General features: G+C 65.4%; 26 protein-coding genes, 2 other RNA genes and 1 pseudogene. 9 read left to right on the forward strand and 20 right to left on the reverse strand.

The features are described 5' to 3' along the window. Window positions 1-23: 23 nt before the first annotated feature. Window positions 24-1,133: a Gfo/Idh/MocA family protein gene (locus F7R02_RS00530; protein ID WP_005917260.1), complete on the forward strand. Its 1,110-nt coding sequence runs from the start codon at window positions 24-26 to the stop codon at window positions 1,131-1,133. Window positions 1,134-1,373: 240 nt separating this feature from the next. Continuing rightward, a non-coding RNA gene (locus F7R02_RS00535) (sX9 sRNA) lies at window positions 1,374-1,450 on the forward strand. A gap of 128 nt (window positions 1,451-1,578) precedes the next feature. Here the strand turns inward: F7R02_RS00535 and rlmM are convergent. From rlmM to F7R02_RS00550, 3 genes are read right to left on the reverse strand one after another with little or no spacing between them, the layout of a single operon-like run. Continuing rightward, a complete protein-coding gene (gene rlmM, locus F7R02_RS00540; protein ID WP_033483765.1) occupies window positions 1,579-2,622 on the reverse strand; it encodes a 23S rRNA (cytidine(2498)-2'-O)-methyltransferase RlmM in 1,044 nt (347 codons plus the stop codon). A 36-nt stretch (window positions 2,623-2,658) separates the two neighbouring features. Continuing rightward, entirely contained in the window at window positions 2,659-3,219 is a 561-nt protein-coding gene (locus F7R02_RS00545; RefSeq protein ID WP_003487499.1) for a nucleoside deaminase, read from the reverse strand. Continuing rightward, window positions 3,219-3,599: a hypothetical protein gene (locus tag F7R02_RS00550; RefSeq protein ID WP_029828133.1), complete on the reverse strand. Its 381-nt coding sequence runs from the start codon at window positions 3,597-3,599 to the stop codon at window positions 3,219-3,221. The genes F7R02_RS00545 and F7R02_RS00550 overlap by 1 nt, the downstream gene beginning before the upstream one ends. Before the next feature lie 262 nt (window positions 3,600-3,861). Here F7R02_RS00550 and F7R02_RS00555 point away from each other — a divergent pair. Continuing rightward, window positions 3,862-3,937, forward strand: a non-coding RNA gene (locus tag F7R02_RS00555) — sX9 sRNA. A 13-nt stretch (window positions 3,938-3,950) separates the two neighbouring features. Here the strand turns inward: F7R02_RS00555 and F7R02_RS26280 are convergent. The 4 genes and pseudogenes from F7R02_RS26280 to F7R02_RS00570 form a co-directional block, all read right to left on the reverse strand. Then, window positions 3,951-4,148: a hypothetical protein gene (locus F7R02_RS26280; RefSeq protein ID WP_003487503.1), complete on the reverse strand. Its 198-nt coding sequence runs from the start codon at window positions 4,146-4,148 to the stop codon at window positions 3,951-3,953. Between the two features lie 115 nt (window positions 4,149-4,263). Next, the gene (locus F7R02_RS00560; RefSeq protein ID WP_005917251.1) at window positions 4,264-5,193 is read right to left on the reverse strand and encodes a DMT family transporter; all 930 of its coding nucleotides are present in this window, start codon (window positions 5,191-5,193) and stop codon (window positions 4,264-4,266) included. 11 nt (window positions 5,194-5,204) lie between these two features. Continuing rightward, window positions 5,205-5,412: pseudogene (locus tag F7R02_RS26810) on the reverse strand (hypothetical protein). Between the two features lie 162 nt (window positions 5,413-5,574). After that, window positions 5,575-7,314 (reverse strand): glutamine--tRNA ligase/YqeY domain fusion protein, encoded by a 1,740-nt coding sequence (locus F7R02_RS00570; protein WP_005917248.1) that lies wholly within the window; start codon window positions 7,312-7,314, stop codon window positions 5,575-5,577. 414 nt (window positions 7,315-7,728) lie between these two features. Between F7R02_RS00570 and F7R02_RS00575 the strand changes: the two genes are divergently transcribed. Both F7R02_RS00575 and F7R02_RS00580 read left to right on the forward strand, forming a co-directional pair. Continuing rightward, the gene (locus F7R02_RS00575; RefSeq protein WP_078590005.1) at window positions 7,729-8,370 is read left to right on the forward strand and encodes a glutathione S-transferase family protein; all 642 of its coding nucleotides are present in this window, start codon (window positions 7,729-7,731) and stop codon (window positions 8,368-8,370) included. A 1-nt stretch (window position 8,371) separates the two neighbouring features. After that, window positions 8,372-8,602, forward strand: coding sequence for a putative signal transducing protein (locus F7R02_RS00580; RefSeq protein WP_005917243.1), 231 nt, complete (start codon window positions 8,372-8,374; stop codon window positions 8,600-8,602). Window positions 8,603-8,696: 94 nt separating this feature from the next. Here the strand turns inward: F7R02_RS00580 and F7R02_RS00585 are convergent, their stop codons facing one another. Genes F7R02_RS00585 through F7R02_RS00595 form a run of 3 tightly spaced genes read right to left on the reverse strand, consistent with a single transcriptional unit; the run spans window position 8,697 to window position 11,772 of the window. Beyond that, window positions 8,697-9,161, reverse strand: a complete 465-nt coding sequence (locus F7R02_RS00585) for a response regulator (protein ID WP_003487509.1) — start codon at window positions 9,159-9,161, stop codon at window positions 8,697-8,699. Then, window positions 9,158-11,068 (reverse strand): ATP-binding protein, encoded by a 1,911-nt coding sequence (locus tag F7R02_RS00590; RefSeq protein WP_005917240.1) that lies wholly within the window; start codon window positions 11,066-11,068, stop codon window positions 9,158-9,160. The genes F7R02_RS00585 and F7R02_RS00590 overlap by 4 nt, the downstream gene beginning before the upstream one ends. After that, window positions 11,065-11,772: a helix-turn-helix transcriptional regulator gene (locus tag F7R02_RS00595; protein ID WP_078590006.1), complete on the reverse strand. Its 708-nt coding sequence runs from the start codon at window positions 11,770-11,772 to the stop codon at window positions 11,065-11,067. Before F7R02_RS00595 ends, F7R02_RS00590 begins: the two co-directional genes overlap by 4 nt. A 124-nt stretch (window positions 11,773-11,896) precedes the next feature. Between F7R02_RS00595 and F7R02_RS00600 the strand changes: the two genes are divergently transcribed. Both F7R02_RS00600 and msrA read left to right on the forward strand, forming a co-directional pair. After that, window positions 11,897-12,412 (forward strand): SgcJ/EcaC family oxidoreductase, encoded by a 516-nt coding sequence (locus F7R02_RS00600; protein WP_011050604.1) that lies wholly within the window; start codon window positions 11,897-11,899, stop codon window positions 12,410-12,412. 95 nt (window positions 12,413-12,507) lie between these two features. Continuing rightward, window positions 12,508-13,158, forward strand: coding sequence for a peptide-methionine (S)-S-oxide reductase MsrA (gene msrA, locus F7R02_RS00605; RefSeq protein WP_011050605.1), 651 nt, complete (start codon window positions 12,508-12,510; stop codon window positions 13,156-13,158). A gap of 422 nt (window positions 13,159-13,580) precedes the next feature. Here msrA and F7R02_RS00610 read toward each other — a convergent pair whose 3' ends face one another. From F7R02_RS00610 to ahpC, 6 genes are all read right to left on the reverse strand, one after another. Continuing rightward, on the reverse strand, window positions 13,581-14,150 hold the full coding sequence (locus tag F7R02_RS00610; RefSeq protein WP_078590007.1) for a type 1 glutamine amidotransferase family protein: 570 nt from the start codon (window positions 14,148-14,150) through the stop codon (window positions 13,581-13,583). A gap of 356 nt (window positions 14,151-14,506) precedes the next feature. Then, the gene (gene tal / locus F7R02_RS00615) at window positions 14,507-15,475 is read right to left on the reverse strand and encodes a transaldolase (RefSeq protein WP_078590008.1); all 969 of its coding nucleotides are present in this window, start codon (window positions 15,473-15,475) and stop codon (window positions 14,507-14,509) included. 53 nt (window positions 15,476-15,528) lie between these two features. Continuing rightward, a complete protein-coding gene (gene rnk / locus F7R02_RS00620; RefSeq protein ID WP_011050607.1) occupies window positions 15,529-15,969 on the reverse strand; it encodes a nucleoside diphosphate kinase regulator in 441 nt (146 codons plus the stop codon). A 490-nt stretch (window positions 15,970-16,459) separates the two neighbouring features. Further along, window positions 16,460-17,401 carry a LysR substrate-binding domain-containing protein gene (locus tag F7R02_RS00630; protein WP_078590010.1) on the reverse strand — a complete coding sequence of 314 codons (942 nt, stop codon included), beginning with the start codon at window positions 17,399-17,401 and terminating at the stop codon, window positions 16,460-16,462. A gap of 91 nt (window positions 17,402-17,492) precedes the next feature. Continuing rightward, the gene (gene ahpF / locus F7R02_RS00635) at window positions 17,493-19,085 is read right to left on the reverse strand and encodes an alkyl hydroperoxide reductase subunit F (protein WP_005923252.1); all 1,593 of its coding nucleotides are present in this window, start codon (window positions 19,083-19,085) and stop codon (window positions 17,493-17,495) included. A gap of 185 nt (window positions 19,086-19,270) precedes the next feature. Then, window positions 19,271-19,834 carry an alkyl hydroperoxide reductase subunit C gene (gene ahpC, locus F7R02_RS00640; RefSeq protein ID WP_003488826.1) on the reverse strand — a complete coding sequence of 188 codons (564 nt, stop codon included), beginning with the start codon at window positions 19,832-19,834 and terminating at the stop codon, window positions 19,271-19,273. Between the two features lie 201 nt (window positions 19,835-20,035). On the opposite strand from ahpC, the gene prmC reads away from it, so the two are divergent. Together prmC and pip are read left to right on the forward strand one after the other, a co-directional pair. Then, complete coding sequence (prmC, locus tag F7R02_RS00645) at window positions 20,036-20,896, forward strand: peptide chain release factor N(5)-glutamine methyltransferase (RefSeq protein ID WP_078590011.1); 861 nt, start codon at window positions 20,036-20,038, stop codon at window positions 20,894-20,896. Window positions 20,897-21,134: 238 nt separating this feature from the next. Continuing rightward, window positions 21,135-22,076 (forward strand): prolyl aminopeptidase, encoded by a 942-nt coding sequence (pip, locus tag F7R02_RS00650; protein ID WP_078590012.1) that lies wholly within the window; start codon window positions 21,135-21,137, stop codon window positions 22,074-22,076. 214 nt (window positions 22,077-22,290) lie between these two features. Here pip and F7R02_RS00655 read toward each other — a convergent pair whose 3' ends face one another. The 4 genes from F7R02_RS00655 to F7R02_RS00670 are packed head-to-tail and all read right to left on the reverse strand — an operon-like array spanning window position 22,291 to window position 25,175. Then, entirely contained in the window at window positions 22,291-23,076 is a 786-nt protein-coding gene (locus tag F7R02_RS00655) for an N-formylglutamate amidohydrolase (RefSeq protein WP_172397236.1), read from the reverse strand. Further along, window positions 23,069-23,620 (reverse strand): NUDIX hydrolase, encoded by a 552-nt coding sequence (locus F7R02_RS00660; protein ID WP_003488815.1) that lies wholly within the window; start codon window positions 23,618-23,620, stop codon window positions 23,069-23,071. The genes F7R02_RS00655 and F7R02_RS00660 overlap by 8 nt, the downstream gene beginning before the upstream one ends. Then, window positions 23,617-24,603 (reverse strand): 5'-3' exonuclease, encoded by a 987-nt coding sequence (locus F7R02_RS00665; protein ID WP_005925929.1) that lies wholly within the window; start codon window positions 24,601-24,603, stop codon window positions 23,617-23,619. The genes F7R02_RS00660 and F7R02_RS00665 overlap by 4 nt, the downstream gene beginning before the upstream one ends. Then, window positions 24,600-25,175, reverse strand: coding sequence for a nitroreductase family protein (locus tag F7R02_RS00670; RefSeq protein WP_005915539.1), 576 nt, complete (start codon window positions 25,173-25,175; stop codon window positions 24,600-24,602). Before F7R02_RS00670 ends, F7R02_RS00665 begins: the two co-directional genes overlap by 4 nt. Window positions 25,176-25,204: the final 29 nt, after the last annotated feature.

A 25,204-nucleotide genomic window follows, 5' to 3' on the forward strand; every position in this document is an offset into this window, starting at 1 on the left:
CCACACTCGCGAAGGAGGTTTGCATGTCCGTGGAATCGATCACACGTCGCCGCTTGCTTGCCGCCTTTGGCGGTGCAGGCATCCTGCTCGCTGCACCGACGTGGGCAGTGCCGAAGAAAAAGCCCGGAAAACCGCTCAATGTCGCGTTGGTCGGGTTGGGTAGTTATGCCAGCGAACAGCTCGCGCCCGGTCTGGCGCTGACCAAGCATTGCAAGCTCGCCGGTATCGTCACCGGCACGCCGTCGAAGATTCCGCAGTGGCAGTCCAAGTACGGCATCGCCGACCGCAATGTCTACAGCTACGAGAACTTCGATCGCATCGCCGACAACGACGACATCGATGTGGTGTACATCGTCACGCCCACGCATCTGCATGCGCCACTGACCCTGCGTGCGGCTGCCGCAGGCAAGCACGTGTGGTGCGAAAAGCCGATGGCGATGCATGCCGGTGAATGCGAGGCGATGATTGCTGCCTGCAAACGCAACAAGGTGGCGCTGACGATCGGCTACCGCATGCAGCATGAGCCAAACACGCGGCGCGTGATTGCGATGGCCAGCGAAAAACCGTTCGGTGCGATGCAACGCGTGCGTGCCGAGGCCGGGTACAACGGTTATCAAGGCACTGCCAAGGCCGACCGCCCATGGCGGTTGCGTTCGCAGTTCGGTGGTGGCGCGATGTACGACATGGGCGTGTATCCGCTCAATGCCGCGCGCTACACCGTGGGTGCCGAGCCGCTGGCGGTGACCGCCAAACGCTGGACCGACCGACCCGATCTGTTCGATGAAGTCGACGAGCACATGGACTTCACCCTGGAGTTTCCCAATGCGGTCCGGGCCGAGTGCAAGACCAGCTTCGGCAAGAACATGAATGTGCTGCGTGCCGAATGCGAGCGCGGTTGGTACGAATTGTCGCCGTTCCAGAGCTATCAGGGCGTGACCGGCAAGGCCAGCGATGGACGCGTGTTCGACGCCAAGGTGCCGCATCAGCAGGCGCTGCAGATGGACGAAGACGCGCTGGCGATCATGAACGGCACACCATTACGTGCGCCGGGCGAAGAAGGCCTGCGCGACATCCGTATCGTCGATGCGATCTATCGCTCGGCGCGCGAGGGCAGCAAGCGCATCGTGCTGTAAGGGTGGCCGGCTCCGCCGATTGGCGGAGTGCGGGCGCTGCATGCGCTGAGCAGTGGGCTGGCTCAGCGTAGGCTGCACGATGCAGTGCGGACGCGTTGTATTGCTTGGTGAGCGCTGCTGCGCGCTCGTGGCTGACCACGAGCGCTGGCTATGCGAGTGAAATGCTTCAGTCAGGCTTAGAGCGGCTAACAAAACGACCGCGCAGCCGCCAGGCGGGCGCGGCCGGTGCTCGGAATCGGCATGTACCACCCGTACACTCCGGTTCTGAGCGCGCCGTCCGCGCCCACCTGACAGCTGCTCGCTACGTTTCGTTAGCCGCTCTTATTCGAGAACAGGTGCCCAGCGCACGGCGGACTGCATCGCCGATCGATCGCATGATCGAAGCACTCTTGATGACTCTCCGTCCCAGCCCCACGCTTTTCCGATTCCCGATTCCCGATTCAGCTCAATCCCGCATCGCCAGCACCGTGATCTCCTCGCGATCGTGATACAGCTGCTTGGCGCGCACGCTCAATGATCTCTCGGCCTGTTGCTCGAACAGGTCCAGGCACAGACGGGTCTCGTCCCAGCGCTTTTTCATCGGTAGCTTGAGGTTGAAGATGGTGTTGCGGCACCAACCTTCGCGCACCCAGGTCGCCATGCGTTCGGCCACGCGGCGCGGTTGCTCGACCATGTCGCAGACCATCCAGTCCAGCGGTTGCGCGGGCTTCCAGTGAAAGCCGTCGGCACGCAGGTGTTCCACCAGCCCGGTCTCCAGCACATGCTCGCGCAGCGGGCCGTTGTCCACGCTGGTGACGTGCACGTGCTGCCGCGTCAGTACCCAGGTCCAGCCGCCGGGCGCAGCGCCCAGATCGGCCGCACGCATGCCCGGCTTGACCAGTGCATCGCGTTCTTCGGGCGTGAGCAGCGTCAGCAAGGCTTCGTCGAGCTTGAGGGCAGAGCGCGAGGGCGCTTCCGGCAGCAATTTCAGCCGTGGAATGCCCAGTGGCCACGGGGCGCTGTCGGCGCTGTCGGCCACCGCAAGCAAGGCGTGGTCGCCGTCGAGAAAACAGACGTGCAACCGCGGCGGGCGCGACTGCGGCTTGTCGGTGAGCAGGCCGGCCTTGCGCAGAGCCGGGCGCAGCGCATTGCCGAAGCTGCGCGCCAGGCCCGCCAGCGGCTTGCCCGCGTCCGAATCCGGGTGTTCCACCCACAGATCGCCAAAGCGCTGCTGCCCGTCCAACGCGGCCAGGATCGGCGTGATGCGGTCCTTGGGGTCGATACCTTTCAGCTCGGCAATCACCACCAGCTTCTGCCGGGCGAAGATCAACTCGCGCCACTGCAGTTTTGCTGCAAGTTGCGCGGCTTCGTCGCAGACGAACAATACATAGCCGTCGTTGCGTTGGGCGCGCGCATAGCCGGCAATGCCGACGAATGCGGCGCGCACATTCAGTTCTGCGGCCAGCTCAGGTTCGAAACCCTGCCGGCAGTAACACAGCAGGCCGCTCATCGCTGCACCTGCAGGGCGCCCGCTGCGCCCGCGACATCAGTAATGGTCACCGCCGCCCTCGCCGTAGTTGCGCAGCACTGCACACGCCTGGTCGCGCAGTACGTCGCGCACCACCTCGATGCCGCGGCGGCTCAGTTCACCCACCCAGTCGGCCGGCAATGGGCCTTCGTCGAATTGCGTCAGCGCCATCACGTCGTCGGCGCGCGCGCCGATCAGCAGGCGGTCGATGCCGGCCCACACGGTGGCGCCGTAGCACTGGCAGCACGGCTGCGCGGAGGTAGCCAGCGTCACCGGCGACAGCACATCGTTCAAACGCGGTGTCTGCAGGCGCTGTTGCGCGAGCATGTAAGCCATGTTTTCGGCATGCGCCAGCGAGGTGGTCTGCGGCACCACACGGTTCACTGCGGCGGCAATGATGCGGTGGTCTGGGCCGAACACCACCGCGCCGAACGGGCCGCCGCTGCTTTCGCGCACATTCATCCGTGACAGCTCGATCGCCAGGGCCACCTTGTCCTCATCGCCGGGATAGGCGCGGCTGTCGTCGACATGCGCGTGGATCCAGTCGGGCAGGGTGAGGTGGACGTGCGCGTGAAGCATCAGTGGACCGTTTCTGTAGGGGGAGTGGCGGGGCGCAGTGTATCGGCCTGCGCGTCCTTTGCGGCACATTGGCCGGCGACGCACTGGCAGGCGCTGATCTCGCGGAAGCCGCACACGCTCATCATGCCGCCAGCCTGGCATTGCGCCAGTACGCCTTTGGGGTCGGTGGCGCTGTTGACGTTGACGCAGGCTGGAAACGCACCGCAACAGTTGCCGACGTTCTTCACCGTGCAATCGGCATCGGTGCGGCAGGTGGTGGTGACGATGACCGCTTTGCCGGCTGCCGGGCCGCTTGTCGAGCCGGTTGCCGGAGGCGGCGCGGCGGTATCGGCCGGTGGTGCGGCCACGCAGCCAGTCGACCCAAGACAGGCCAGCAGCAATAGCATGTTCAGACACCGGGACAAAAGACGCGACATGCGGCCGCTCCGATCAGAATAGGTGAGCGGCCATGGTAAGCCCCGGATGCGCGGATGTGGCGCGCGCTGGATCAGTTACGACCATCACGCGATCCAGGTCTTGCGCGCGTTGCGGCTGATGACGCTAGCGACGGCGTGGCGTGTGGCCGAAACACCTGCAGCCTTGGAGCAGCTAACAAGACTACTGTGCAGCCGCCAGGCGGGCGCGTCCGCTGCTCGGGTCGGCATGCGCCACCCGTACACTCCGGTTGCTCCGCGCCGTCCACGCCCAGCTGACGGCTGCTCGCGAGGTTTTGTTAGCCGCTCTTGGTGTAGTCAACGCCGTCTGCGCAGTGCCCGGTGGCAGCGCGTGGCAACATCCAGTTGCTGCATGCTTTCGTCGCGGCGATCGCTGGGCAGATCGTCATCTGGCCGACCCGGAAGAAGCGTACAGAACACCTCGGCCGGGGTCGCCGCGTTCGAGACGGGCAGCTGCGGCGAGCAGGCCGTCAGGCCGATCGACAGCGAAAACACCGCGCTGCGCCATGTGTTTGCAGGTGGGCGTAAGCATGGCGGTGGGAGGCACATGGCGGCATCGCTGGCTGACACAGCCTGCAATCTAGGCCGATGCGCGCATCAGGTGCCGAGGTCATTTCGCTTCCGCATGCAGTGCTGCGCACCACAGCACGCCGACCAGCAGGCAGGCGATGGCGGCCAGCTCCAGTGGCGTAGGCAGGCGCATTTCCCAGGCGAAGCCGTACAGCAGCGCAAACACCGTCTCGAACACGATCATCTGTCCGACCAGGGTCAGCGGCAGCACGCGGCTGGCACGATTCCACAGCGCGTTGCCGATGATCGAGGCCAGGATGCCCAGCAACAGCGACACGCCCCAGAAACTGGCCCACTCGAGCGGTGCATGCGCTGCACTGCCGATGAGGGCCGCCGGCGCCAGCAACAACGCCAGTGCGCCGGTCACCACGCCGGTCAGCAGCGACCAGTCGCCCCCGGACAGATCCGGGCGCCGCCGCAACCAGCGTGCGTTGGCAATCGAATAGGCCGACCACGACACCAGCGCACCCGCCGCGCACAGCAGGCCGGCGATCCGCGTCAGGCGATCGTTCGCCTGCTGGCCGGAGTCGTCCTGCACGGTGTCCAGTGCCACCAATGTCACGCCGATCACGCACAGCACGCAGGGCGCGGCCAGACGTCGCAATTGCACCGCACCGGCGGCACGCGTCCCGATCACGGTGACCACCACCGGCAACAGCCCGATGATCAACGCAGTTGCCGCGCTGCCCGCCCACTGCACGGCGCTGCCAAGCAGCACGTAATAAACCAGATTCCCCATCAGGCTCAAACGCACCAGTGCCCACCATTCGGCAGCGCCCAGCCGGCCAGCGGTCTGCCGCGCGCGTGGCGCCAGCAGCAAGGCCGCCACCACGCCATACGAGAGATACCGTGCCACCGCCAATTGCAGCGGCGTAAAAGCGCCCAGCAATTGCGGTGCCAGAAACACCAGCCCCCACAGCGCACCCGCACCGATTCCGCAGGCGACACCCACCATCAAGCGTTCACGCATCGTGCTGTTCCTCAGGGCGTGCATTGCAGCGTGCCGTGCGGCAGGGAGTTGATCAAGACGAGCGCTGCAGATGTATGCAACACCGGCACGCCGCAGCGGTGCGCTGTTCCAGCGGCTGTGATGTCGTCGGCCACGCGCACAGCGCCGCGTGGAAACGATGGCACGGTGCAATGCAGTGGGATGTCTTCGCAGTGCGTGCACGACCGCCAAAACCGTGATGGTCTGGAGCGATCCACGGCGTGGCTGGCAGTGTGCGACGCATCGGCGCTGCGGCGGAGTAGGGGCGTGATGACGCAGATGCCGCCTCTGCAGCCGCGCACCCGCCGCCCGATCTCGGTAGCAGCGACGCCCGCCTTGCAAGGGCGCCGCTGTCCTGCGCGGTTACTTGGCCCAGGTGTCGCGCAAGGTCACGCTGCGATTGAAAACCGGTGTGGCTGCGCTATGGTCGCGACGGTCGGCAACGAAGTAACCGGTGCGTTCGAACTGGAACGCCTGCTCGGGCGCTGCCATCGCAGCGCTCGGCTCTACGTACCCGCGCACGTTGCGCTTGGACTCGGGGTTCAGGTAATCGCGGTAGGTCTTGCCCTCGGACTCGTCGTCAGGCTTCTCCACCGAAAACAGGCGGTCGTACAGGCGGATTTCCGCTTCCACCGCGTGTGCCGCGCTGACCCAGTGGATGGTGCCCTTGACCTTGCGGTTGGCGCCTTCCATGCCCGGGCGCGATTCCGGATCCAGCCAGCCGCGCAGTTCGACGATCTCGCCGTCAGCGTTCTTGATCACCTCGTCCACGCGCGCAATGCCTGCACCGCGCAAGCGGATTTCGCCGCCCGGCACCAGGCGCTTCCAGCCCTTTGGCGGAACCTCGGCAAAATCCTCGCGCTCGATCCACAGCTCGCGCGCAAACGGCACCTCGCGTGTGCCGAAGCTGTCGTCCTTGGGGTGGTTGGAAAACTGCAGCGTTTCGGTGTGGCCTTCCGGCAGGTTGGTCAGCACCAGCTTGAGCGGGTCGATCACGGCCATACGGCGCGGCGCCGCTGCGTCCAGATCCTCGCGCAGGCAACCTTCCAGCACCGAGAAATCGATCAGCGAGTTCTGCTTGCTGATGCCCACGCGGTCCACGAACAGGCGCATCGCCGCCGGCGTATAGCCACGCCGGCGCAGGCCCTGCAGCGTGTACATGCGCGGGTCGTCCCAACCGTCCACCAGCTGCTCTTCCACCAGCGCGGTGAGCTTGCGCTTGCTCATCACCGTGTAGTTGATGTTGAGGCGCGAAAACTCGATCTGACGCGGCTTGGCGGCTTCGCGCGGCAAGCCCTTGTCCAGCAGCGGCTGCAGCAGTTCCGGATGGCCGACCAGGTCCACCTTGTCCACGCACCAGTCGTACAGCGGGCGATGGTCTTCAAATTCCAGCGTGCACAGCGAGTGGGTGATGCCTTCCACCGCATCGCCGAGCGAATGCGCGAAGTCGTACATCGGGTAGATCGGCCAGGCGTTGCCGGTGTTCTGATGCTCCACATGCTTGATGCGGTACAGCGCCGGGTCGCGCAGGTTGATATTGCCGCTGGCCATGTCGATCTTGGCGCGCAGCGTACGCGCGCCGTCGGGGAATTCGCCGGCACGCATGCGCGCGAACAGGTCCAGGTTTTCTTCGACGCTGCGTTCGCGGAACGGCGAATTGCGGCCGGGCTCGGTCAGCGTGCCACGGTATTGGCGCACCTGTTCTGCGGAGAGATCGCACACGAAGGCATGACCATCGCGGATCAGCTTCTGCGCGGCCAGGTAATACACCTGGAAATAATCCGAGGCGTGGCGCAGCTGCGCCCAGTCATAGCCCAGCCAGCGCACGTCGTCCTGGATGGCCACCACGAACTCGGGGTCTTCCTTGGCCGGGTTGGTATCGTCCAGGCGCAGGTTGCACAGCCCGCCGAACTCGGCGGCCAGGCCGAAGTCCAGGCAGATCGCCTTGGCATGGCCAATATGCAGGTAGCCGTTGGGTTCGGGCGGGAAGCGGGTGCGGATGACCGTGTGCTTGCCGCTGGCCAGATCCTCGCGGACGATCTGGCGGATGAAGTCTTTCTTCTCCGCCGGGGCGGTGGCGTCGGTGGCTAGGGTCTCGGACATGCGCGCATCAGCAATAGGTAAACCGCAAGTTTAGGCGGTGGCACCGGTTAGGGGTAGGCGCGGGGTGCGGAGGGGCGGCGTGGGGGCAGTGGTTTCGGCGTGGCCTGGGTGCCGGATAGCCTCTGCAGGCTGCGCCGGCGATGCATGGTTCGGTCGCTGCCAGCCGTCACGATGCAACCCGGGCGCGCCAGGCGGCGCAGGCGGGCCTGGCGAGCAGGCGGTCGGCGCCCAGTGCGCAGCAACCACGGTACAAGGCCCTCTTTCAGGTCAGGCTTGGCCTCATTCACGCGCTTGGTCCGCAAGCGCTGCCTTGCGCGCGCGCTGCAGGACAAGGCGTGCCTTGCGGCCGGGCATGGCTGGCGGGCATCGGCCGCGACGCGTACGCTGCGCCGACCCCGTTGGAGCGCTCCTGCGATGCCACTGCCCCGTCTGGTGATCGGCGACAAGACCTTGTCTTCCTGGTCGTTGCGGCCGTGGCTGCTGTTGCGACACTTCAAGGTGCCGTTCGAGGAAGTCGCGCTGCCGCTTGCGACGCCCGAATTCCAGGCGCGCATAGCCGGGTATTCGCCGACCCGCCAGGTGCCGGTGCTCTGGGATGACGCCTTGCATGTGTGGGATTCGCTGGCGATCTGCGAGTACATCAACGAGCGTTGGCTGGCCGGCCGCGGCTGGCCGGCCGACCTGGCCGTACGCGCGCAGGCACGCGCTGCCGCGGCGGAAATGCATTCCGGTTTTGCAGCCCTGCGCAGCCAACTGCCGATGAATCTGGCCCGCACGCCAGGCCCGGCGCAATGGGACGCGGCCGCCGAGCGCGACATCGCCCGCGTCCAGGCGCTGTGGGCCAGCCTGCGTGCCGAACACGGTCACGCCGGGCAATTCCTGTGTGGCGACTTCGGCATCGTCGATACGATGTTCGCGCCGGTGGCGCTGCGCTTTTTCAGCTACGGTGTGCCGCTGTTCGAAGCGGCCGGCGATTATCTGGCGGCGCTGGACGCGTTGCCGGCGCTACGCGACTGGCGCAACGGCGCGCAGCGCGAACGCGCAGCGCGCGGCTGAGATGCAGATCGCCTACCGCGCCAGTCACCTCATCGATGCGCATCTGGCCAAGCACGCGCTGGAAGATGCCGGCATCACCGCGTTCGTCTTCGGTGAATCGCTGCTGGGCGGTGCCGGCGAGCTGCCCGCCTTCGGCGTGCTGCAGGTCTGCGTGGCCGACGTGCATCTCAGCCAGGCCCAGGCGGTGCTGGCAGAGATCGGCTTGTGCGGGCAGGTCACCCGCGCGCTGTAACGCAGCGCCAATCGTAGGAGCGCACCCGGGCGCGACGAGGCTCTGCCGATAAACGCCACGTCGCACCCAGGTGCGCTCCTACGATGTATGCGCGTCATTCCTGCTGACGCCACCCCGGCGGCGCTGCATCCGGCGCGGCCAATGCGCGCAGGCGCTTGAACAACACCGTGGTTTCGGCCACGTTCCAGACCCGCAGTGCGACTTCGAAAGTATCCAGCGGCTTGGTCAAAAAGTCCTTGGCGCCCAGGCCCAGGGCGCGGTGGCGCGCGCTGCGGCTGGGGTCGGCGGTCAGCACGATCACGGGCAGGAACTGGCCCGGGTCTGACAGCCGCGCCAGCTGTTCCAGCAGCGCGTAGCCGTCCAACTCGGGCATCTTCAGATCCAGCAGGATCAGGTCCGGCGCGAATGCCGAGACCAGGCCCATGACCCGCAACGGATCAGTGGTGGCGATCACTTGCTGGAAGCCTTCGCGTTGCAGCAGGTCTTCGAGCAATCGCACGTTGGCCGGCTCGTCGTCGACGATGAGGATGCGGGAACCGAGGATTTCGTCGCGTGTCATGCCAGCAACCCGTCGATCACGGTGAAGAATTCCGCCACATCGAGCGGCTTGGTCAGATACGCGCGCACGCCTTGATTGCCTACGCGCGCCAGTGTGGCGGTGGTGGCGTCGGCACTGATCACCACCACCGGGATGGCCGCCAGGGCCGGCTGCGCCTGCAATTCGCGCAACAGCTCTTCGCCGTTGCCATCGGTCAGGTGCAGGTCCAGCAGAATCAGATCCGGCGCGCCGTGCTGCAATAGCGCACGCGCCTGCGCCAGGCTGGCCGCTTCGAGCAGCTGCCACTGCGGGCGACGCTCTGTGAGCGTGCGGATCAACGCCTGATTGGATGGATTGTCTTCGATGCTCAACAGCCGGCACACGCTGCTGCCGGCACTGCTCGGCGGCACCAGCGGCCGCGCCGGTTCGCTGTGCTGATGCTCGCCCTGCGGCAGCGAAATCCAGAACCGCGCGCCATCGCTGCTGCTGTCCACGCCGATCTGTCCACCCATCGCCTCGATCAAACGCTTGCTCAGCGCCAACCCCAACCCGGTGCCTTCCACCGCAGAGCGCTCGGCGCCCAACCGCTCGAACGGGGTAAACAGGCGTTCGATCTGGGCCGGGGTCAGCCCCGCGCCCTGGTCGGCCACGGTGATACGCACCTGCTCGCCATCGGCCTGCGCGCTCACCTGGACCTGCCCGCCAGTACGATTGAACTTGACCGCGTTCGACAGCAGATTGAGCAGCACCTGGCGCAGCCGCTGCGCATCGGCGCGCACCGTCCACGGTCCGTCGATGGATGCCGGTTGCAGCGCAATGCCATGCTTGTCGGCATCCGGTGCGATCAGTCCCAAGGCTTCATGCACGGCCGCGCGCACCGAGATCGGCTCCGGGCTCAGATCAAGTTGATCGGCTTCGATACGCGCGATGTCCAGCAGCTCGGTGATCAACCCGAGCAAGTGCCTGCCGGCACCCAGAATGTGCCGCAGATGCCGTCGATGACCCGGCTCGGGCAGATCCATTTCCAGCACCTGCGCATAGCCCAGGATCGCATTGAGCGGAGTCCGCAGTTCATGGCTGCTGCGCGAGAGAAATTCGGTTTTTGCGCGGTTGGCGGTTTCGGCCTCGCGCCGCGCCAGCTGCGCTTCGGCTGCGCGTGCGGCCAACAGTTCGCTGGCTTGCGCCAGGCGCTGCCCGACCTGGCCCAGTTCGTCGCCGGCACGCGGTTGCGGTGCCAGCGGCAGGCCCTCGCCCAGCCGGTCGGCGTTGGCGGCCAGGGTGCGCAGGCGCCCGGACAATGCCGAGGCGAACCATGCCACGGCAAATACCGCGCCCAGCCCGCCCAGCATCGCCGCGCTCAAGGTGATGATGAGGTTGCGCTGGCGCAGCCCCTGCGCCTTGGCGGTACGCACCTGCAACTGCGCGGTTTCGTAATTGCGCAATTCGCGCAGCTCCGCACGCAGGATGTCGAGTTTGTACTTGCCATCCCACAGTTGCCGAATCTCTTCTTCGCGGCTCAGATCCGGGGCCAGCAATCGGCGCCAACCCTGCATTTTTTCCGCAAAAAGTGGCTTGATGCGCGCAAAGCGCTGCGCTTGGCTGGGGTCGGTAATACGTTGCGAAAGACGGTCGGCTACGCGCTGCAGCCGCGGCTCGGCATCGCGATACGGGGTCAGAAATTCATCGCGCCGCACCAACCGATAGCCGCGCACGCCGGCCGCGGTTTCGGCTAAGAGTGCGTGCGCTTCGTACAGATCGCTGAGCACTTCCAGGGTCTGCCGCACGTCGTTTTCGGCGGCGATGTTCTGCCGTTCCACGCTGTAGATCGCCATCAATGCAACGGCCAGCAACAGCAATGGCAGGGTGACGACCGCCAGGCTTTTGCGGGTAATCGGCCAATCGTTCCAACGCACCGCCAATGCATTCATAGCGCAAGTCCGGATTGGACCGCGTACACCGCGGCCTGGGTGCGATCTTTTACCTCAAGTTTCTGCAGGATTCGCTCCACGTGCACTTTGACCGTGCCGGGAGAAATCCCCAGTTCAGCTGCGAGGGTCGCGTTAGTGAGTCCGCGCGGGAGCAACGACAACACCTGTTTTTCGCGCTTGCTCAGCGCGCCCAGACGGTCGTCCTGCAGCGGTTTGCGCCGCCGTGTGGCAACCGGTTTGGCCGGTTCCGCCACCATCGCCGGCAGCAGCAGCGCGAACGCCTGCAGCGCCTGCACGTCGTCATTGCCGGGGGCCGGGCGGCCTTCGCTCCAGGCCACGCAAAGCATGCCGTGCGTGGTGCCCAGCGCGTGGATCGGCACCCTGGCTTCGCGGATATCGGACGGGCGCGGTGGCATCAACCAGGCCGCCTCATGGCCGTCGCCGGCGGCGCTGGCCCCGGGCGGCAATGTACGGCCGCGGCTGGCCAACACTTGCGCGCGCGGGCCGCGCTGCGCCAGAACTGCGCCGTGTTCCAGGCCCAGTAGCAGCAGCACCCGCCCGAGGACCGCATCGCAGGCCTGCTCGGGACTCTGCACCTGGCGCAGTGCAACGGCAGCTTCCCAAAGCGCCTGCCAACGCGCGCTATCGGAGGCCTCGCGGCGCAAGGTCAGGCGCCAATCGCCAGCATTGGTGGGGGTCTCCATAGTTTCGCTCTAGGCCGATCAGCATATTTGAGTATATGCCACTCGGCAGAATTGTTGGGGCTGCTTGATTTCGATACTGAGCTTGCCCGATGAGGCACCCCCATCTATCACACGGAGATTCCCCATGCGTCGCACACTCTTCTCTCTGGTTCTGGCTCTGGCTGCCACCCCGGCGCTGGCTGGCGGCGTGATGCATTACACCGACAAGGCCAAGCTGCCGGCCGGCGGCGAAGAGCGCGAAGTCGCTGCGCTGTTCGACACCTGGAACGCGGCGCTGGCCACCGGCAACCCGCACAAGGTGGCCGACCTGTACGCACCGGACGGCGTGTTGCTGCCGACGGTCTCCAACGAAGTGCGCGCCTCGCGCGAACAGATCGAAAACTACTTCGAGATGTTCCTGACCAAGAAGCCGCAGGGCGTGGTCAATTACCGCACCGTGCGCGTGCTCGATGACGACAGCGCCGTGGATGCCGGCGTGTATACCTTCACGCTGACCGACAAGGCCGGCAACAAGAGCAACGTGCAGGCCCGCTACACCTTCGTGTACGAAAAGCGCGACGGCAAGTGGCTGATCATCAACCACCACAGCTCGGCGATGCCGGAAGTGGACACGCGCGCGGCGGTTGCCAAGGCCAAGTAATGCGGCGCGGACGACAGGCGCTGGCCGGGCAGGCTTGAAAGTGGCTCTGGCCGGCGCCATCCAGCAGGCAATCCTGACGATTGCGGAGCTGCACCATGCTGGGAATCGGCGCCTTCAAACAACGTCTGCCACGCCCGGGCGAAGCACTACCCGGGCGCGAGCAAGCGCTGCCGCTGCATAACACGCACCTGGTCAACGGCCATCCGTTGCGCGGGGAATTCACTGGTCTGGCCCAGGTGCAATTCGGGCTCGGCTGTTTCTGGGGCGCGGAACGCAAGTTCTGGAACGTGCCAGGGGTCTACACCACAGCAGTGGGTTACGCCGGCGGGCAGACGCCGAACGCGACCTATTCGGAAGTGTGTTCCGGGCAGACCGGCCACACCGAAGCGGTGCTGGTGGTGTTCGACGACCATGCGGTGTCGTTCGCACAATTGCTGCGTACGTTCTGGGAAAGCCACGACCCCACCCAGGGCATGCAGCAAGGTAACGATATGGGGACGCAATACCGTTCGGCGATTTACTGCACCACGCAGGCGCAGTACGACGCCGCGCTTGCCAGCCGCGATGCGTATCAGCAACAACTGACCGCAGCCGGTTATGGCGAAATCACCACGGAGATCCGTTTCCCGGCGCCCACGTTCTACTACGCCGAAGACGATCACCAGCAATATCTCGCCAAGCACCCCAACGGGTATTGCGGGCTTGGCGGCACAGGAGTGAGCTGCCCGATCGGGCTGGATGCCTGACGGAAAGGCGGGCCGGATTGAAACGCTGTCATCCACAAGATCGTGGCAGCGTGCCGATGGCCGACAGTGACCGGCAGCGTTATCACGATCAGGCACCGCATGGGAGTGCGTGCTAGGCAACTTGAATGGCTGCGTCGGAGACGGCGCGGCCATCTTTTTTGAGCGGAGGTCGCAACACACGCTGGTGATGGGGCGATACGTTTTTGTAAGGTGAATCGGCTCGGCGACGCTGTACAGCGAATCAGTGGTGTGAGTTGTTGCGGCGAGCGCCGCAGAAGACCGGGGCAGCAAATCATCGGAGGCTGCTCAGCGCGGGCAATTACTCCTGATGATTCGCCGCGAACGGTATGGAGACTCGATACAAGCAATCAGCACGGTGAGCCAGGACAGGGCATCAGCTGTACCGGCTTGAATCGGTTGGATCAAACGAATTCTCCGGCAAACATGCCGCGCAACTGGGCAAGCGTGTCGGTGCGCTCCGGATGCAATTGCCGCATGCACGCCAATGCGAACCCCACCGGGCTGGTGCCGGGTGCGGTGATGACGCCGTCGGCGCTGACGACCTTTTCGTGGCGATAGTGCGCAGCGCCTGCGTACGGCACCACGTGCTCCTGCAAGAAGGCCAGCGCGTTGCTGGTGTGCGCGCGCTCATCGAGCAGGCCGGCATAGGCGAAGGCGAGGGTGGCGCCGCAAATCGCCGCGACCGGGCGCTGCTGCTGCACGCGCTCGACAAGCAAACCGCTCAGCCCGGGAATTTCGCCGGCCTGCCAGCGTTCGCTGCCGGGCAGGAGCCATAGATCAGCTTCGAGTGGCGCCAGATCGGAGAGGGCGAATTCCGGCGTGATGCGCAGGCCACCGATGGACTGCAGCGGTTGCCCGTCGATACTGGCAATGGCGACCTGGTCGCCGAACCATTCGCGTGCTGCCGGCAGCACCACGCCGATTTCCCAATCGGCCACGCCGTCGACCATCACCACTGCAATGTTTGCCATTGTCCGTTACGCCAGTTGAGGGAATCCGGATTCTAGGCAGTGCGCGCGCCGCGGGTGTAAGCTATATGTGGAGAGCAGGGCGTTTGGTCCAAGCGGCACACGGCGCAGGTGTGGCTTTGCTGGGCCGCGGTCTTCTGTCTGTCGTACAGACGCGCTGATATGCGGCTGCCGTTGATCCCGGTACAGCCGGCTGCGGAAGCGACAATCCCCCATTCACGAGCTGCCCGCATCCGTACCCGTTATCGCGACGCAGACCCGCTTGGCCGCACATCCCCATCTAAACCAAGCTCCAAAAACAACAACGCCCGCAGCCGAGCAGCTGCAGGTGTTATGTGCAGAACAGGCTCGCTGCGTGATCAGCCAGCGAGTTTGTCGGCAATGGTCTTGCGCAGTGCGTGCAAGTCCTTGGCGAACGTGTCGATGCCGCTGGCCAGCTTCTCGGTGGCCATCGGGTCGGCGGCCAGGCCCGAAGCGAAGCTATCGCTGTCGATCGGGGTGAACTGAGCATTGTCTGCCTGGGCCGGGGAGAGCTTGCGCGGCAGCTCGCCGTGCTCGGCGTCGAGCTTTTCCAGCAGGTCCGGCGAAATGGTCAGGCGGTCGCAACCGGCCAACGCTTCGATCTGCGCGGTCGAGCGGAACGAGGCGCCCATGACCACCGTGGACGAGCCGCGCTGCTTGAACTCGTTGTAGACGGTGCGCACGAACACCACGCCCGGATCTTCATCTATGCTGGCCGGGGTCTGCCCCTGCGCCACGTAGTAGTCCAGGATCCGGCCCACGAACGGCGAAATCAGGAACACGCCGGCTTCGGCACAGGCCAGCGCCTGCGAGCGGTTGAAGATCAGCGTCAGGTTGCAGTCGATGCCTTCTTTCTGCAGCTGCCGGGCGGCTTCGATGCCTTCCCAGGTCGCGGCGATCTTGATCAGGATCTTGTCCTTGGACACGCCGCGCTCGGCGTACATCGCAATGAACTTGCGCGCCTTGGCGATGGTGGCCTGGGTGTCGTGCGCCAGATCGGCGTCGACTTCGGTGGATACGCGCCCCGGCACTAGTTCGGCCAGCTTGACGCCCACGCCGATGGTCAGGCGGTCGGCGACTTCGTTGACGGTGGCGGTGCGATCGTCGCCGCCGTGCTCGCGGCCCCAGGCCAGCTCGCGTTCGATCAGGTCGGCATAGACCGGCAGGTCCAACGCCTTCTTGACCAGGGTGGGGTTGGTGGTGCAATCGACCGGCTTCAGGCGCTTGATGGCGTCGTAATCGCCGGTGTCGGCGACAACGACGGACAGCTCACGCAGTTGGGCAAGCTTTGAGGGGGATGCAGTCATGCGGGTTCTCTCGAATCGTGGAACGGGTCGGGGATAGGACGCAGCGCGCTACGTTAGCGCGCTGCGCGCCGGAAGTCGCCCGCCGCTGCGGGTTGCTCGTGCACGGCAGTCACGCGCAGGCGCAGGTCGCGTCCGTCGGGCGTGCGCCAATCGATGCGCTGGCCAACCGACAGGCCGAGCAGCGCGCTGCCGACCGGCGCAAGCACCGAGATGCGTCCGTGCTGCACATCGGCTTCATGCGGATACACGAGGGTGAGCGTATGCCGTTCGCCATGCAGCTGGTCTTCGCATTCGATGCGTGAGTGCATGGTGACGACATCGCCGGGAATTTGGTCGGGCGGCAGCACACGGGCGCGGCCCAGTTCGTCGCTCAGCGCAGTGGCGGCGGGATGCTTGTTGAAGCTTGGCGAATCGAGCAATGCCTCAAGCCGGGCAAGGTCGCGGCTGGATACCAGAATGGATGGCGGCAAGCCGCTGTGGTGTTGCGAAGTCATGGCAGTCTCCTGACGAATACGGCTTGCCGACATGGCAAGCGTCTCTGACAAGGTGAGGGCGCCGGCGGCTGATCGCAATGCATGGATGTTGCGGACCCAAGGCACTGGCAAGGGCTGCCACGCAGGCGCTGCAGGCCTGGTGCAGCGAGCAAGCGCTGCGGTTGAGGCAATCGGAGGGTGAGGGCATCACGGCCGCTGCAAACGAGCCCGCTTCCACCGCATGCCGCAAACATCGCACTATCAGTCTCGAGCAAGCGAACCAAAACGCTGCTCGCAAATCGCATGGTCGCGTGGGCAGCGTGCTGCCGCCAGCCGCGTCCAACACACAGCGGCAGATTGATGCGCAGCAAACCTGCGGGCAAGAGCGTTGCGCACAAACAAACAAAAAGCGACGCTCGCGCGCCGCCCAATTCCAAACCTCCAACCGGCACTCGAAGCGACCGCAACCGCGATGCGCTTTTCCGATTCCCGATTCCCGATTCCCGATTCGCTAAGCCGCCACCGCCTTCGGTCCTGGCGCAGGCTGATCCAGCGTGAACAGGCTCTCGGGCAATTCCTTGAACAGCTGCGACAGCTGCTCCAAAAACGCGGTCATTGCCGAACTGCGCCGCCACGCCATCGCAATGCGGCGGCTAGGCTGCTTGTCTTCACGGAAGCGGATCAGGCGGATGTTTTCCGAGCGCGCAACAGGAGGCTTGACCGCCAGCAGCGGCAGCAAGGTCACCCCGACATTGGCCGCGACCATCTGACGCAGGGTTTCCAGACTTGTGGCCTGAAATTCGGATTTTTCCAGCGCGCCGGCCAGATGGCAGACATCCAGCGCCTGGTCGCGCAGGCAGTGGCCATCTTCCAGCAGCAACAGGCGCTGCTCGGACAAGTCGTCCAGGGTCATGCTGTCGTGGCGCGACAGCGGGTGGCTTTCCGGCACTGCCAGCACGAAGGGCTCTTCGAACAGGAATTCGGCATGCAGCTGGTCGTCCTGCAATGGCAATGCAAGCAAGGCGGCATCCAGGCGACCTTCGCGCAACTGGTGCATCAGCTGATCGCTCTTCTCTTCGATCAGCAGCAGTTCCAGACGCGGAAAACGCTCGCGGATGCGCGGTACCACATGCGGCAACAAATACGGGGCCAGGGTGGGAAAGATGCCCAGACGCACCGTGCCCGCTTCCAGGTCCTGGCTGCGGCGTGCGGCTTCCTTCATCTGTTCCACCTCGGCCACGATGCTGCGTGCACGCACGGCGGCTTCGCGGCCGGCCGGGGTCAGCATGACCTTGCGCGGTGCACGTTCCACCAGCGACACGCCGAGCTCGTCTTCGAGTTTCTTGATCTGGGTGGACAGCGTTGGCTGGCTGACAAAGCAGGCGGACGCCGCGCGGCCGAAATGCTTGTGGTCGGCCAGGGCTACCAGATATTTCAGGTCACGCAGATTCATATACAGCAGCCTTCATTGCGGTGACGGGGAACCACTGGCGCGTGTTGCAAGCTTAGCGCCCGGGTTGGCCGGGCGCTAAGCGGGCGCTTGCTTATGCGGCCTGGGCCACACTGTCGGCAGTGGCCGGTGCGCTGGTGCGGATCAGATGGTCGAATGCACTCAGCGCCGCCTTGGAACCTTCGCCCATTGCGATCACGATCTGCTTGTACGGCACCGTGGTGGCGTCGCCAGCGGCGAACACGCCGGGTACATCGGTCTGGCCACGGTCGTCGACGATGACTTCGCCGCGCGGCGACAGCGCCACCGTGCCGCGCAGGAACTCGGTGTTGGGGAGCAGGCCGATCTGCACGAACACGCCTTCCAGCTCGATGTGCTGGATATCGCCGCCGGTGCGGTCCTTGTAGACCAGACCGGTGACCTTCTGTCCGTCGCCGAGTACTTCAGTGGTCTGCGCGCTGGTGATGATGCGTACGTTGTGCAGGCTGCGCAGCTTGCGTTGGAGCACTTCGTCGGCGCGCAGCTTGTCGTCGAATTCCACCAGCGTGACATGCGCCACGATGCCGGCCAGATCGATCGCCGCTTCCACGCCCGAGTTGCCGCCGCCGATCACCGCCACGCGCTTGCCCTTGAACAGCGGGCCGTCGCAGTGCGGGCAATACGCCACGCCCTTGTTCTTGTACTGATCTTCGCCAGGCACGTTCATCTGCCTCCAGCGCGCACCGGTGGACAGGATCACGGTCTTGCTCTTGAGCGAGGCGCCATTGGCCAGCTTGATTTCGATCAGGCCATCGGCACCGGCCGGGATCAGCTGCTCGGCACGCTGCAGATTCATGATGTCCACGTCGTACTGGCGCACGTGTTGCTCGAGCGCGGCGGCCATCTTCGGGCCTTCGGTCTCCGGCACGGAAATGAAGTTCTCGATCGACATGGTGTCCAGCACCTGCCCACCAAAACGCTCGGCGGCCACGCCGGTGCGGATGCCCTTGCGTGCGGCATACACCGCTGCTGCCGAACCGGCCGGGCCACCGCCGACCACCAGCACGTCGAACGCTTCTTTTGCAGCGATTTTCGCAGCGTCGCGCTTGGCGGCATTGGTATCCAGCTTGGCGACGATCTGCTCCAGCGTCATGCGGCCCTGGTCGAACAGCTCGCCGTTCAAGTACACGGTGGGCACCGACATGATCTGGCGGGCCTCTACTTCGTCCTGGAACCAGGCACCGTCGATGGCCACGTGCTTGATGCGCGGGTTGAGCACGGCCGCCAGGTTCAGCGCCTGCACCACGTCCGGGCAGTTCTGGCACGACAGCGAGAAATAGGTTTCGAACTGGTAATCGCCATCCAGGTGCTGCACCTGCTCGATCAGCTCGGCGGCGGCCTTGGACGGGTGGCCGCCCACCTGCAGCAGCGCCAGCACCAGTGAGGTGAACTCATGGCCCATCGGCAGCCCGGCAAAGCGCAGCGAGATGTCCTGGCCGGGCGTGGTCAGCGCGAACGAGGGCTTGCGCTGGTTGTCGTCGCGGTGGATGTCCAGGCTGATCTTGTCCGACAACAGCACCAACTCTTCCAGCAGGTCGAGCATTTCGCGCGAGCCGGCACTGTCGTCGATCGAGGCGTTGATTTGAATCGGCCGCGTCACCCGTTCCAGGTAGGCGGTCAGCTGGGTCTTGAGATTGGCATCCAACATGGAGAACTCCTGGGAATGGGCAAGGGGAGGGCATGGCGTCGCTGCGCTGAGGCAGGTCGCCGGGGAGGAAGGGAGTGAACCGCAGCCGGCGCGAGGTCGGGGTGCGTGCTGGCGGCAGCTGGCGGGTAGCCCGGCACCGGCTCCGGTTCACCCCCGGCCCGACTGGGCCGGAGATGACAGCCGGCTTAGATCTTGCCGACCAGGTCCAGCGACGGAGCCAGGGTCTTGGCGCCTTCCTTCCACTTGGCCGGGCAGACCTGGCCAGGATTGTTGGCCACGAACTGTGCAGCGGTCAGCTTGCGCAGCGTCTCGGTGACGTCGCGGGCGATGGAGTTGTCGTGGATTTCCAGCGTCTTGATCACGCCTTCCGGATTGATGATGAAGGTGCCACGCAGGGCCAGGCCTTCTTCTTCAATATGCACGCCGAACGCGCGGGTCAGCTTGTGGGTCGGGTCGCCGATCAACGGGAACTGCGCCTTGCCCACGGCCGGCGAGGTTTCGTGCCACACCTTGTGCGAGAAATGCGTGTCGGTGGTGACGATATAGACCTCGGCGCCAGCCTTCTGGAAGGCGGCATAGTTGTCGGCGGCGTCTTCCACTTCGGTCGGGCAGTTGAAGGTGAATGCGGCCGGCATGAAGATCAGCACCGACCACTTGCCCTTCAGGCTGGCCTCGGTGACTTCGATGAAGTTGCCATTGTGGTACGCATTCGCCTTGAACGGCTGGACCTGGGTGTTGATGAGAGACATTGAGTTTCCTCGTGCGGTAAAAGGGGGCGGGGGATGGAACAGGCGCCATGGTAGGCAGGATCGATAGATTCCTCAAATCGATTGATGGAATTACATAGATAGTCTTTGGCTATCGACTCGTCAGATGGCATCTGGCGCAATCGCGGTGCACGCCATCGTCGATAATGGTCAGCCGATGTTGCGTGTAGGTGAACAGCCCGTATGTCCGACGATCTCGCCGCCATTCCCGCCGATCAGCTGCTTCGCCGCGCCGGCGGGCGGATCGAACGCTGCGATGCCGAGGCACTGCTGCTGCACGCGCTGGGCCGCGATCGCGCCTGGTTGTTCATGCACGGGCGCGATGCGGTGCCTCTATCGATCGCGCAGGCCTTCGATGCCTTGGTGCAGCGCCGTGAGGCCGGCGAGCCGGTGGCCTATCTGACCGGCTCACGCGGATTCTGGACGCTGGACCTGGCGGTCTCGCCGGCCACGCTGATCCCGCGCGCCGATACCGAAGCGCTGGTCGAGCTTGCGCTGGAGCGCCTGGACACCCTGCCAGGCCGTCGTGTCGCCGATCTGGGGACCGGCAGTGGCGCGATTGCGCTGGCCATCGCCAGCGAACGTCCGCAGGCGCAGATGATCGCCACCGACGCAAGCGCTGCGGCGTTGGCCATGGCCCAACGCAACGCCGACAGCCACAGCTTGCGCAATGTCGAGTGCCGCCTGGGCAGCTGGTTCGCGCCCTTGGCTGGCGAGACCTTTGACCTGATCGCCAGCAACCCGCCGTATATCGCCGCGCACGACTCGCACCTGCAGCAGGGCGATCTTCGCTACGAACCGGCCAGTGCGCTGGCCTCCGGCAGCGACGGGCTGGACGATATCCGCCTGATCGTGGCCGATGCGCCTGCGCATCTGCTGCCGGGCGGCTGGTTGCTGCTCGAACATGGCTGGGACCAGGGGGCGGCGGTGGCCGAACTGCTGGTTGCGCGCGGTTTCGCTGCGGTGGCCACGCATCAGGATCTGGAGCAGCGCGATCGGGTGACCTTGGGGCGCTGGTTGCCAGCTGCGGGCCAGGGCGGCTGAGCAACTGCCGGCGCGCTATTGTCGGGAGACGAGGGCCGCGCGTTCCGAAGCGGAGTACGTGCGTTCGATAGAGCTGTTGCGCGCATCGAGTGCGCTCGCCCGCCGGTAAGCGCAGAAGGTTGGGTGCGCTCTTCAGGGCTTGGCCCATCACGGCGAACTCTTCTCTTCGAATCGCATGGCGTTGCCCGTGTGCGTGCGCAGCTGCCGATACACTAGCGGTTTCCCGCAGGACCGACGCATGCGCACGCTCTATCCCGAGATCAAGCCCTACCAGCAGGGCAGCCTGAAGGTCGACGATCGCCATACGCTGTACTTCGAGCAGTGCGGCAATCCGCACGGCAAGCCGGTGGTGATGTTGCATGGCGGCCCCGGCGGCGGATGCAACGACAAGATGCGGCGCTTCCACGACCCGGCCAAGTACCGCATCGTGCTGTTCGATCAGCGCGGTTCCGGCCGCTCTACGCCGCATGCCGATCTGGTGGACAACACCACCTGGGATCTGGTGGCCGATATCGAACGGCTGCGCACGCATCTGGGGGTCGATCGCTGGCAGGTGTTCGGGGGCAGCTGGGGATCCACGCTGGCGCTGGCCTACGCGCAGACCCACCCGCAGCAGGTCACCGAGCTGGTGCTGCGCGGTATTTTCCTGCTGCGTCGCTTCGAATTCGAATGGTTCTACCAGGAAGGTGCCAGTCGCCTGTTCCCGGATGCGTGGGAGCATTACCTCAACGCGATTCCGCCGGTGGAACGCGCCGACTTGATGTCTGCATTCCATCGCCGTCTCACCAGCGATGACGAGGCCACGCGTCTGGCTGCGGCCAAAGCCTGGAGCGTGTGGGAAGGCGCCACCAGCTTCCTGCATGTCGACGAGGACTTCGTCACCGGGCATGAAGACGCGCACTTTGCCCTGGCGTTCGCACGCATCGAAAACCATTACTTCGTCAACGGCGGTTTCTTCGAGGTCGAAGACCAGTTGCTGCGCGACGCGCATCGCATTGCCGACATTCCCGGCGTGATCGTGCACGGCCGCTACGATGTGGTGTGCCCGCTGCAAAGCGCGTGGGACCTGCACAAGGCGTGGCCGAAGGCGCAGTTGCAGATCAGCCCGGCATCGGGGCACTCAGCGTTCGAACCGGAAAACGTCGATGCCTTGGTGCGTGCCACCGACGGGTTTGCGTAAGCGAGTGCATGCGCATGGCTCAGAGTTCGCTTTGGTCGATCGGCATGATCACTCTGCCGGACGCGCTGAGGTGCGATGACATACGCATGACGTGTCGGAGCGCGCTTGCGCGCGACGCGGCGTTACCGGTAACGCTCCATCGCGCGCAAGCGCGCTCCTACTGATTGCAGATGTTCAACGCGGCTGCGATGCAGCCGCCAAACGCTGCTGCTGCTCAACGCACCAGCAAGGCATCCGCCAGCGGCGGCAGAATGCGCGCCAGGCGCGCTGCCCAGGCCTGTTGCCCGGCCGCGTCGGCAATCAGGTCCTGGCGGATTTCCAGTTCCACATGCAGCAGGCCGCGGCCTTCGCCATACACCGGGATGGCGTAATCGGTGGCGTCGCTGACCGCATACGGCTGGTTGTCGCCCACCACCAGGTCCGGTTCCTCACGCAGCGCCTGCAACAGGCGATGCGCCAGCCGCGTATCGCGGTGGTAGAGCACGCCGGCATGCCAGGGCCGCGCGTTGCCGGCCATGACCGGGGTAAAGCTGTGCATCGACACCAATACTGTCGGCTGATTGCGCTGTGCACGCGCCTCCAGTTCGGCCGCGATACGTGCGTGATACGGCGCGAAGATCGCATCGATGCGCTGCTGCCGGTCGCTGTCGGTCAGGTGCTGGTTGCCCGGAACCAAGGTGCCGTCGCTGACCGCAGGCATCAGGCTAGGTGCGTCGTGCGGACGGTTGCAGTCGATCACCAGGCGCGAATACGTCTGCGCGATGGCGAACGCATCCAGCGCCTCGGCCAGCAGCCGCGTGACCTGCGCAATGCCGATATCCCAGCCGATATGACGGTCCAGTTCGTATTGCGGCAGGCCCAGGTCGGCCAGCCGGGCCGGCACGCGCTGGCCGGCGTGGTCGGCGATCAACAGCCACGGCGATGCGGCCTGCGCGTTGTGCACGGCGAACGGCGCCGGATCGTCGGTACTGAGCAATGGTTCGATGGCTGCGTCAGCCACGCGGGGTGCCATCCAATGCATGATCGACCAGATACAGGCCGGCCCACAGCTTGGGGTCCATCTGATAGCCCTCGGCCATCTTCTGCACCAGCCAGGCGCCGACCTGCGCGCGCGGGATTGCATGCACGGTGATGTCTTCGCTGGCATCGCCGCCGCCATCGCCAACCTTGCGCAGACCGGTGGCACGCACGAAGGCGATCTTCTCGCTGCTGGCACCGGCCGAGGTGGGGCCGATCATCAGCACTTCGGCATGCTCGGCGGTCCAGCCGGTTTCTTCTTCCAGTTCGCGAATGGCCGACAGTTCGATCGATTCATCGGCATGCACGTCGCCCACCAGCCCGGCCGGCATTTCGATGGTGCGCGCCTGCAGCGGCACGCGGAACTGCTCGACGAACAACATCGCATCGTCCGGCGTCACCGCCACGATGATCGCCGCCAGGCCGCCGGCATGCACACGTTCGGAGTATTCCCAGGTGCCACGCACGACCATGCGCTGGTACTTGCCTTCGTAGACCACGGTGGGCGGGGTGTCGTGTCGGTTCATGGGCGGGGACCTTGTGCCAGGGAAACGGGAGGAAACGGTGCGGGGACGCCGGTGCTGGCGGCCAGCAGACGGCGCCGGGTGAGCGGGCCGAAGCGCAGGCTCTCGCACAACCCGGTCAGCATGTCCGCATCGGCGTGCGCACGCGTGAAGCCGGTCTGGGTGAGCGCCAGCGGCGCGTCGAGCGCGATGGTGGTGAGCTGCCGCCACAGCAATGCGTGTTCGCGCTGTTCGCGCAGCCGCACCGCCATTTGCGCCGCGCCGCGCAGGCGCAGGAAGGGGATTTCGTCGATGCGCTCCAGCAGCGCATCCAGGCTGCCGAAGTGCGCCAGCAGCACTGCTGCCGATTTGGCGCCGATGCCGGTCACGCCGGGAATGTTGTCGATGGCATCGCCGCATAACGCCAGATAGTCGGCGATCTGGTGCGCATGCACGCCATGGCGCGCCTTGACCCCGTCCATGCCCCAGCGCTGGTTGCGCGCGTAGTCCCACTGCTCGTCATGCTCGAGCAATAACTGCGACAGGTCCTTGTCGGCCGACACGATCACCCCGCGCAAGCCGTGCGCCCGCACGCTGTGCAGCGCGCTACCGATCAGGTCGTCGGCCTCGTAATCGCGGTGGGCCAGCACGCTCAGCCCGAGCGCTGCGCACAGCGCCTTGCAATGCGCGAACTGGCGGCGCAGCGCATCCGGCGCAGGCGTGCGGTTGCCTTTGTAGGCCGGGTAGATCGCATGCCGGAAGCAGCTGTCCAGGGCTTCGTCAAAGGCAATGGTGATGTGCTGCGGATCCTCGCGTTCGAGCAGGTCCAGCAGAAACCGCGCAAAGCCGTGCACCGCATTGGTCGGCCAGCCCTGCGCATCCTGAAATTCGTCCGGGATGGAGTGCCAGGCACGGAACACGTACAGGCTGGCATCCACCAGATACAGCGGGGTCGGGCGCTGGATTGCCAGTGGCGCAGCGTCGAGCGGGTTGGTCGGCGTGGTCACGGGGTCCAGTCGCGCAGCAGCGCACGCGGGTCCGGGCGCTCGCGTTCGGGCACCTGCATGCGCGGCGTGCCGATGTGGATGAAGCCGGCGATGCGTTCGTTGTCTTCCAGGCCCAGGTAGCCCGTCACCGCCGGGTCGTAGGCCATCCACGCGCTCAACCACTGCGCACCGAAGCCGTGCGCCTGGGCGGCCTGCAGCAATGCAAAACAGACACAGCCGGCGGTGAGCAATTGCTCCTGCACGGGCACCTTGTGCTCCGGGCGCAGCGAGGCGATCACCACGATCACCACCGGCGCGTCGCTGAAGCGTCCGCGTTCCTTGGCAAGGGTGGCCGGCGATGCCAGCGGGTCGGCGGCCAGGGTGCGCTCGGCAAGAAAATCCCCCAGCGCAGCCCGCGCCTCGCCGCTGATGCGCAGAAAGCGGAACGGCACCAGCTTGCCGTGATCGGGCACGCGCACCGCCGAGGTGAGCATGCGCAGCAAGCTGTCTTCATCCGGCCCGGGGGCGCCGAGTTGTTTGGAGGGAACCGAACGGCGCGCGTCCAGCGCCTGGAGCGAATACGGTGCGTGCATAAATCCGGGTCGGGGCAACGAGGCATTGA

The organism is Xanthomonas cissicola, assembly GCF_008801575.1.
In the GTDB taxonomy this organism is placed as follows: domain Bacteria; phylum Pseudomonadota; class Gammaproteobacteria; order Xanthomonadales; family Xanthomonadaceae; genus Xanthomonas; species Xanthomonas cissicola.